Below are 9,175 nucleotides of genomic sequence, written 5' to 3' on the forward strand. Positions count from 1 at the left end.
ATAATAATATTTACAATACAAATTGTGCTATTAAAATGTAAGATTAAATCTATTAGTAATTCAATGTTAAATAATTTACAATACAAATTGTGCTATTAAAATCATATCATTATTGGTTACCCTAAATATAATATCATTTTTTCACAATTTTGTCGATACCTAATTTTTTCCAAAAATTTTAAAAGATGATTTTTTATTTTCAAAATAAAATATTTAAGAAAATCAGTAAAAATCAGTAATTTTAGGAATCTGTCGGTATACAGAGATTTTTTAGTTATTGGACATCGACAGATTTTTCTGGAATTATTAAAAGAAATTTGAGGTTTTGTCGTCTTCTAATCCCCAAAATTCTTTTTCTAGCCATTTTTCTTGACGTGATTTGAAAATTATTAATGAGTCTTTGTCTTTGCGAATGTATCGTTTTAGTTCGAGATTTAATTTTTTTAATAAAACTGGGGTTATTTCTCCTTCAAATACTGATTTTTGAACATTTGTTAAGTACTTTTTGCAAATTTTAAATACATTTCGAGAAATTCTTGGGCCATTGTCATCTGTTAGGATGTCATAAACTAAAATTATATACATACTACCACCATATTTTAAATCCTTCGTATTTTTTATCTTCTAGCAAATGTTTTACTAATTTGTATGCTTCTAAACGCATTAGATGCCGGTAAGAAACTTTTCGGTTTAAATCTCTGTGCTTTATTGAGGTTTCTAATCTTTCGTTAAAAGTTTTTAAAATTAATTTCTGTGCATTTTCTTTCATATAAAAATAATTTGAATCTTTGACAAAATCTTTTTCTGTTATCATTTTTTTATTTAAAAGAGAAAAAATAATTCTATCTGCCAAAAGAGGCTTAAATACCTCGGCAATATCAAGCGATAATGAAAATCTTCTTTCTCCTACACTATGTAAATAACTTATTGTAGGATTCAACTGACTAACATATATTTCAGACAGACAGGCAGTGTAAACTAATGTGTTCAAAAAAGAAATCATAGTATTTATCATATTATCAGGCGGTCTTTTTACTCTTTTTTCAAAATCAATTTCCTGATTAACAATTGTATTCCATGCGGTATAATAAGTACGTCTGATACTTCCTTCAATTCCCATTAACTCATTAATTTCGTTTGTTCTAAAAATTCCTTTTTTCAGTGCCTTAATTTCTGTTATTACGGATTCTAAATCTTTTCCTCGTTCCTGATAATATCTTAAATTTCGCAAAATATTTGTGCTTGCTGCATCTATTATTAATTGTGCTAATTCAATTCTTTTTGAATTATCTGTATAATTTTCAACTTGTTTTACAAATAATTTTCCAGAAACATTCGATTCTTTTGGATAAAATGTTCCAGTATAAAATCCATAATAATTAAAAATATGGACAGGAATTTTATTTTGTGCTAAATAATTTAAACATTTTGTATTTAATGAAACTTCTCCAAACAAGTAAATATCTCTTGTAACTTCTATTTTTATATCCTTAAAACGTCCATCTGGTGCTGTTATTCTCACAACATTATCTTTACGTTTTAATTCACCGTTTGAAAAAATAAAATAACTTTCTGCCATTTTATACCTCTCTTTGTAATTTTTTTTTGATTTTATTTAAACGTAACAAAACTCATAATATGCACATTTTTTACAAATTTTATTATTAATTACAGGAGGATCCTTTTCATTTTGACAAATTTTTTCAATATCAGTTAAAATTTCCTTCAACGTATTTTCATCTTCCTCTGTTAAAATTATTTCCTTACGTTCCCTAATTACAGGATAATCAATGATTCCTTTTTCAATTTTTATTCCACGTCGCTTTAAAAAATAAATATAGTATTTCACTTGCCAAATTGCCGCCTCTTCTACAGCCTTGCTTTTTTTTACTTCGTGAACGACTTGCCATTTACGGATAAAATCAATATTTACGGTTTCTTCTATCATAACTTGTTTAGTTTCCAAATTGTAACTGTTTTCATCAATTAATTTTCCTAGTTGAACATTTTCATTTTCTTCTTCAAGATTAATATTTTTGGATTGACACCACAATTTACGTTTACATACAAAATAATAATTTATCATAAGTCCTGTTATTTTCATTGTTTCACCTCATAACATTTAAAAAGTATTATCTTCAAAAAAATCTTGATTTTTCATTTTTACTTCAAATCCTTTTTCATACGAATAATCACAATCTAAAATAATCAATGTTTCATAATCATTTATTTCTATTTTTTCTACTTGCTCAGGAGAAATATCATCAAATTCATATTCAGGAATTGCTACTTTAAATTGATTTATTTCCCGTCTTGCTTCTATTTTTTCACTTCTTAAATTTTTTCGCTTTTCTTCATCTAATCCCTTTGCTTTCTTCTGCAGGATTTCAATATTTTTCTTTATTTCTTTTTCATTTTCCTGATAAATAATTTTTGGAATTATATCTCTTGAAGCAATATTTCTAAAAATTTTCTGTACTTCTGATTTTGTTTTTTCATATTCCACTATATAATTTTTCAAAGCATAAATATTTTTTACTAATTTTCCATAATACTCCGTATCTTTTAAACTTTCAGTAGAATAAACCTCATCAATCAATTCTAATTTTTCCTTTTCTGTAAGTAATCCGTCAATGTTTATCAGTGCTTCTTTAGATTTTTGATGAATTTCTTTATCTATAACTGCTTTGGAACTTTTTATTCCGGAACACTCTTCTGTAAAAACATAGCAGTTATATTTTTCATCCAAAATCTCTCTATTTCTGTAACATCTTCCCATTCTCTGAAAAAGTCCATTCAAATCTGATAATTCTGTAATTAGAATATCAAAATCCAAATCAAGAGATGCTTCAACTACTTGTGTACCAATCCAGATTCCATTTTCAAAAATATTTTTTGATTTTCTTTCCTTTTTCACACTTTCCTTAAATCTTTTAGGATTGGCAAATTCAGAAATTTCTTTTTCTTTTTCAGCTCTGTCCTTTTTTATAAATCGGCTATGAAGAAGATTCAATTCTTTACATTCTATTCCTAAATTTTTTAATTCTTCATATATTTGTTTGGATTTTTTGACAGTGTTGCAGACAACCAGAATTTTATTATATTTATAATTTTCTTTTATAAATTTAGCATTAATGACTTCTTTTAATACTTTCAAATTATGTCTTTTCTTATCATTTATAAAAGGTTCTGTAGTTACAAATTCTATTTCTTCCTTTTTTAACAAATCTGTGATAATTCCTGGTAAAGTAGCGGTCATTATAGCAAATTTCCCACCAAAATCTGTAATATATTTCAGTCCATATATCAAATAAGCTAATAAATCCGTTGAATACATCTGGATTTCATCAATAACCACTTTAGAATAAGATAGTGTAGCAACTTTTAATTCAAATCCCGGTGCTCTGAAAACAAAATCAAAAAGCTGGTCTATTGTGCAGACTGTCAATGGTAAGGAGAGCTGCTTTGTTTTGTCCATATACATAAACAGCTCATCATTATCCATTTTTTCTAGATTATTTTTTTCCTTCTTTTTTATATCTTCTATATATATTTCTCTAAAATCTGAATGTAGCAGTCCTATTCTATTTTCCAGTTTTTCAATTACAATCTGATTTTTCACTCTGTCAAAAATTGCATTAATTGCTACTCTTAACGGCAATGTAAAAAAGCCCTTATTATTACCTATCCAAAGTAGTCCCGCTTCAGTCTTTCCATATCCTGTCTGTGCCACCACTACAACATTTTTATTTCGATTATGAATCATAAACTTCTGCAACTCATTCCAGTCATTCTCAGGATTATCCTTTTTCAATACATTTTTTAGAAAAGCATTCATTTTCTCTTCAAGAAAATCATTTTTTTCCTCAACTGGAATATATGAACTTGCAGCATAGTCTATTTTATTCAGCAATCCTTTTAACATCACATATTTTTGAAAAGTTTCAGAACCTTCTACATCAGAATAGACTCTACTTCCTATTTCATAAAATAAAGAGCTTAATTCTGCTAATTCAACTTTTCCGTCTTCCCAATTAAAAATTGCTTTTCTATCTTTATAATTCTCAGTATTTTTAAAATATTCAAAATAAATATTTTCCAGAATTTTTAATTCCTTTGAAAAATTTTTAACTTCATTGTTCATTGAATATATCTCATCAGATAAATCACTGTCATTTATTTCCATTAAATTTCTTTCATGATGTAAAGCTACAGAATGAGCTAAAATTTTTATTTCATCTTCACTAAAATGATGATATTCAATTAAAATATCATCATTTATAAATGAAGTACTGAGTATCCCATGAGGAATTTCCCCACTTTGCTTTTCACCAGACAGTTTACTCTGAAATTTCTGATTTATTTTTCCTAAATCATGATAGATACACGCAAGCAATAATAGCCTTTTTTCAACATTTAATTTGGGATAGATCATAAAAATTTTCATAAAATTATTAAACAGATTTTCTGTGTGTCTTAATATTGTTTCGCCACTAGATTTAGCTAAAAAATTATTCTTCATATTAGACTCCTATATATAATAAAAATATTTAACTTATAATTCGCAAAAAACAATTTCATTATCAGTATCTACAGGGACTTCCCTTCTTTTGAAGCCTTTTATATTCGAAGAATAAATAACCTCTTCTTTTTCCCATGACCTTATCATCTTTGACTTGGATTTTGTCCCAATATTATTAAGAATGTAATTTTTAGTCAGTTCATATCTAGTTCCATATATGTTCATTCCGTTTTTTTTGTCTCCATAATTTACTAATTTCTCTTGAATAAAATTAACAGGGATATATGCAAAGTCATCTTCTCCATTACTTAAATCTTTTTCAAGTTTTTTCTTTTCCACATCTACAATTTTGACATCCTTAATTAATACAATATCCTCTCTTCTTCCTAAGCTTGGGTATTCTCTCGGATATTTGAATGCTTCAAAAATGATATCTAAAAATTCTTCTGACTGGTCTTCCGGGATAATATGAATCGTCAAGTTTACATCAACCAGTAGTTCAGCTGTTGCAACTCCTCTATTAATACCATAACCATTTACATTTAATTGGTGCCTTCCCATTTCAAAAGGATTTCCATTTTTAAATTCATATCTTGTGTATAAGTCATTAACCTTAGAAAAATAATTTCCGCTGATACTTATTTTCATTGGTTTATATTCCTTAAAATCACAGAGGGAATGAATCATTCCAATTACAGTTGAATATGGTGGCAAAGGATAGCTTTCTTTTAGCTGAAAACTTGTTGGAACTTTATAATTCACCATATTTTGATACAATTTCAATTTAACTGCCTTCATAATTATCCATCAACTTTCTCTGTATAATAATTATCAACCTTTTCTTTTAACTGTTTAAAAAATTCAGGAACATTCAGTACATTTATATTTTTCCCTTTCAATTTTTCTTCAACTTCTGTATCATTTTCAAATTGTTCTTTTACAATTCCGGATATTGTATCCTTCTCAATATAATCATAGATTCCGCTGCACAGTTTATCAGCTAGAATCTTGTTATTTTTAACATCCACTATATTTTCAAAAAATGGATTTTTTATATCGTAAACTCCACCTATTATAAATAATGGTTTTAAATCTTCCCTTCTTCCTTTAATATCCCTATAGAGCAATGAAATCGTATCTAAAAGTTTTCTGACTCTTCTCGATTTTTCTTCATTTGAAACTTCAATCTTATCTAATTCATCTATTCCAATTCTATCTAAATCTATAGTAACAGTATATTTATAGTAAGATTTATGTATTTCAGCCTGTGCGATATTTGGAAATTCTCCAATTCTATCAGCTAAGCCTTTATTTGTTAAAAATTCCAGATCTCCTTTAAATGTTTCCAATGAAATTGCATTTGATAATCTTACTATTGCTGAACGGTTTTTAGAATTTTCACCTTTTATTGTTTTCATATATCCAAAAAAATCTAATTCAGAATAATCTTTAATTGTTGTATCTGCTGAAAACTGAACTACTTTTTTATCTCCACTTCCTTCTGCTTTTACTGGTGATTTTTCTTCTCCAAGCTGTTCTATAATGTTATATCTTATTGCCTGTCTGGAAATATATGTATATTGTTCTCCCTTATTTCTTGATAATTTCTTTAATGCTGCAACATTTCCTATTCCTTCTCCATAGTTAGCACTTTGTGCCAAAAATATTGCTGTGAAAGTTAAACCTTTTTTCTTCATAATTATTCATTCCCTTCTTTTTTATCTGTCTTATTTTCATTCTTACTTTTATCTTCACCTAATAAACCTAATAAAAATCCATGTCCTAATGTCTGAAAATTTTCATCATTTAAAAGTGCTTTAGCAAAAAGTGAGCTAATATTTTTTCCTGCATAAGCATGAGCTGAAATCAGAGCATCCATAAACATATCAACATTATTAATTCTCAAAGCATTCTGAAGTCTGTATAACAGACTTCCAATCTTTTTATCATTTCCACTTTTTCTTATATATTCTTCCCTAAAAATCATTGCATCTCTTCTTATATAGAAAACATCTTTTTCTGTTAATTCTTCTGACGTTTTCTTATTTTCCTTTTTTTCAATTATTTCTTGCTTATCCATTTTCTTCAACCTCCTGATATAATCCAAATTTATTTTTAGTAAATCTTCTATATTTTTTAGTTTACAAGATAATTTTGCTTTTGAAATTTTATAATAGCATAATTTGTTTATTAGCGAGAATAAATTCTGATTATTTAATAATTCTGTTATTGTTGTATCGTAAAGATTAAAATATCTTTTATCAATTAAATACCATTTATCTAATAAATCATCTAATTTTTCTTTATTTTCAGATAAGAGTTTTAAAATATTCCTTGATAATAAAGTAAATTTATAATGTCCTTCCTCAAACTTCACAATCTGAATATCTGATAATTCATATTTTGTATTGTCTTTTTCTTTCTTGATTTCCTTCAATAAATTTTTATATAGATTTATATTCTTTTCTTCTGATTCATCTTCTAAAATATTGTATGCAATTCCATTATTTATATTACATAATTGATCTATATTATGATTTGCGTTTACAAATATCCCTTTGTCGGCTCCATATATAAATCCTGCTGGAACACAGGAATAAATCAATGTAACCAAAGGAGTTACCGCAATATCATTTACAAAATTCCAGACATGTGATGGTTTTCTGCTCACATCAAAACCTGTGTCATTTAAAAATCCTAATGTATTTTTATAATTCTTCATCTGCATATTTGAAATTACACATTTATATTTAAATTTAGACTTGTCAGCATTAACATATTCTAATGCAGGTTCTACAAAATATGATTTATATTCTTCGTAAATATCTTTAGCGGCATTTGCCTTATTTAAAAACGATACACTGCTCCAGGCATTATTTATTATTACATAAGCTATATTTTTGGCAGCAAGATAATTTTTTACATTTCCTTCCTTATCAGTTATTTTCTTTTTAAAAAAATCAATAATCTCCTTCATAATCTTAAGATTATTTTTTATATCATCATTTGAAATTTCAGCAATATTTTCTTTAGGTTCTTTTATTTTTTTTAATTCCTTTTCCAGTCCTAAAATTTTATTAGTTCCATTTTTTTCTATGAAATCATATGCCTTTTTATAACTTTCAGATTTGATTTTAGCTTTAAAGAATGTAATTTTATCATTTATCATTTTTAATTCATTAATACTTTTAATTTTTTCTCCATTCTCCTCAAATTCATCAATATATTTCTCAAATTCAAGAATTTTACCATAAGTCAGTGTTTTCCCGTATCTTTTTATAAAAAAATCAAAATATTTATACTCGAAATTTTCCAAAACTTTTGGAGAAAATTTTATTAAACGATTTTTATTATCAATTTCCAGTTCTCCACTACTCTTTGCTTCTTCTCCAAGTATATTTATAAATCCTAGTAATCCAGCATTAAATAACCAATCCTTCAATTTCAATTCTATTTTTTCATTACTCATTTTTCTACCTTTTCTTAATTCAAATTATTTCAATTTTTCCAGCATTCCGAATCCACTTCCAGTTATGCTCCCAATCCCTGCATTATAAATATAATCTAAAATATAACTTTTTCCTTCCAATTTCAATATACCAACTGAAGTATCCAAAAATTTACCATTAAATTTATTTTCATAATTTAAAGTTTTATCTTTTTTAGTTTTATCATAATGCTTAACAACAACCTTTTTAGTCTGACTTGAATCTATTATCAAATCTTCAATATCTTTTTTTACATATTCTCCTTTTAATTCTTTAAGTTTTAAATAAAGATTTCTTTTTATAATTTTAGAAAATTTATCATCTGTCCCTATATAATAGGTGTCTTTTTTAGTTTCTTGATCATGATCACGGCAAACTATTGGAGACATAGTTTTAACAATTAATATGTTATCCTTTATAATTTGTCTTGGTAAAATCGAAATATTAGTAACCACAACCTTTGTCTCTTCTGAAATTTTTATCTCTTTAAACCTGATACCTGAAAAAGCATTATAAATGTTCAAACTATCAACATTATCATATGCCGAAAGGTTAACGATAATCTTTTTTTCCTCTCCTAAAAATTTAACTTTATCCTTTTCAAATTTCACATTCTGAAAATAAGCTGACCATGTATAATTTTTCTGTTTTGCAGATCCAAAAAATTCTTCAAAAATTTCATTATCACATTTTTTCAGTCCTGTTTTTAGGACACATAAAATTTTTGATCTCCAATTTATAGGAAAGCTGTTACCTTCTGTTAATTCAATATTAATCTTAAATCTCATTTTCTTATTATACCTTTCTTTCCATTATTTTTTTCTTTGAAATATAATAATATATTATATCCTATTTTTTATAAAAGTAAATACTTATATAATAAACTTTTATTATTATTTTATAAATAGTTTTTTAGATATTCAATATATTTAATCTGTCGATGTTCAATAACTAAAAAAAACTTGTATATCGACAGATTCCTAAAATTACTGATTTTTACTGATTTTCTTAAATATTTTATTTTGAAAATAAAAAATCAGCTTTTAAAATTTTTGGAAAAAATTAGGTATCGACAAAATTGTGAAAAAATGATATTATATTTAGGGTAACTAATAATGATATGATTTTAATAGCACAATTTGTATTGTAAATGCTGGAATTCTAG

The 9,175-nt window shown here is 26.0% G+C and carries 8 protein-coding genes; all 8 read right to left on the reverse strand.

Annotated features, from left to right (window positions below):
* Window positions 1-306: 306 nt before the first annotated feature.
* From cas2 to cas6, 8 genes are read right to left on the reverse strand one after another with little or no spacing between them, the layout of a single operon-like run.
* Window positions 307-585 carry a CRISPR-associated endonuclease Cas2 gene (gene cas2, locus K324_RS0110770; RefSeq protein WP_026749133.1) on the reverse strand — a complete coding sequence of 93 codons (279 nt, stop codon included), beginning with the start codon at window positions 583-585 and terminating at the stop codon, window positions 307-309.
* Window position 586: 1 nt separating this feature from the next.
* Window positions 587-1,579, reverse strand: a complete 993-nt coding sequence (gene cas1b, locus K324_RS0110775; RefSeq protein ID WP_026749134.1) for a type I-B CRISPR-associated endonuclease Cas1b — start codon at window positions 1,577-1,579, stop codon at window positions 587-589.
* A gap of 36 nt (window positions 1,580-1,615) precedes the next feature.
* Entirely contained in the window at window positions 1,616-2,104 is a 489-nt protein-coding gene (gene cas4, locus K324_RS0110780) for a CRISPR-associated protein Cas4 (RefSeq protein ID WP_026749135.1), read from the reverse strand.
* 18 nt (window positions 2,105-2,122) lie between these two features.
* Window positions 2,123-4,522 (reverse strand): CRISPR-associated helicase/endonuclease Cas3, encoded by a 2,400-nt coding sequence (locus K324_RS0110785; protein WP_026749136.1) that lies wholly within the window; start codon window positions 4,520-4,522, stop codon window positions 2,123-2,125.
* Between the two features lie 33 nt (window positions 4,523-4,555).
* The gene (gene cas5b, locus K324_RS0110790; RefSeq protein ID WP_026749137.1) at window positions 4,556-5,320 is read right to left on the reverse strand and encodes a type I-B CRISPR-associated protein Cas5b; all 765 of its coding nucleotides are present in this window, start codon (window positions 5,318-5,320) and stop codon (window positions 4,556-4,558) included.
* A gap of 2 nt (window positions 5,321-5,322) precedes the next feature.
* Window positions 5,323-6,219: a type I-B CRISPR-associated protein Cas7/Cst2/DevR gene (cas7i, locus tag K324_RS0110795; protein WP_026749138.1), complete on the reverse strand. Its 897-nt coding sequence runs from the start codon at window positions 6,217-6,219 to the stop codon at window positions 5,323-5,325.
* Between the two features lie 2 nt (window positions 6,220-6,221).
* Window positions 6,222-7,991 (reverse strand): Cas8a1 family CRISPR/Cas system-associated protein, encoded by a 1,770-nt coding sequence (locus K324_RS0110800; RefSeq protein WP_026749139.1) that lies wholly within the window; start codon window positions 7,989-7,991, stop codon window positions 6,222-6,224.
* Between the two features lie 24 nt (window positions 7,992-8,015).
* Window positions 8,016-8,798: a CRISPR-associated endoribonuclease Cas6 gene (gene cas6 / locus K324_RS0110805; protein WP_026749140.1), complete on the reverse strand. Its 783-nt coding sequence runs from the start codon at window positions 8,796-8,798 to the stop codon at window positions 8,016-8,018.
* Between the last annotated feature and the right edge of the window lie 377 nt (window positions 8,799-9,175).

Origin of the sequence: Leptotrichia trevisanii DSM 22070 (assembly GCF_000482505.1) — a bacterium.
In the GTDB taxonomy this organism is placed as follows: Bacteria; Fusobacteriota; Fusobacteriia; order Fusobacteriales; family Leptotrichiaceae; genus Leptotrichia; species Leptotrichia trevisanii.

Coding starts and splice junctions, on each gene's coding strand:
- cas6 (WP_026749140.1), bottom strand. CDS start 8,798: ATGAGATTTAAGATTAATATTGAATTAACAGAAGGTAACAGCTTTCCT.
- cas5b (WP_026749137.1), bottom strand. CDS start 5,320: ATGAAGGCAGTTAAATTGAAATTGTATCAAAATATGGTGAATTATAAA.
- cas7i (WP_026749138.1), bottom strand. CDS start 6,219: ATGAAGAAAAAAGGTTTAACTTTCACAGCAATATTTTTGGCACAAAGT.
- cas1b (WP_026749134.1), bottom strand. CDS start 1,579: ATGGCAGAAAGTTATTTTATTTTTTCAAACGGTGAATTAAAACGTAAA.
- cas2 (WP_026749133.1), bottom strand. CDS start 585: ATGTATATAATTTTAGTTTATGACATCCTAACAGATGACAATGGCCCA.
- K324_RS0110800 (WP_026749139.1), bottom strand. CDS start 7,991: ATGAGTAATGAAAAAATAGAATTGAAATTGAAGGATTGGTTATTTAAT.
- K324_RS0110785 (WP_026749136.1), bottom strand. CDS start 4,522: ATGAAGAATAATTTTTTAGCTAAATCTAGTGGCGAAACAATATTAAGA.
- cas4 (WP_026749135.1), bottom strand. CDS start 2,104: ATGAAAATAACAGGACTTATGATAAATTATTATTTTGTATGTAAACGT.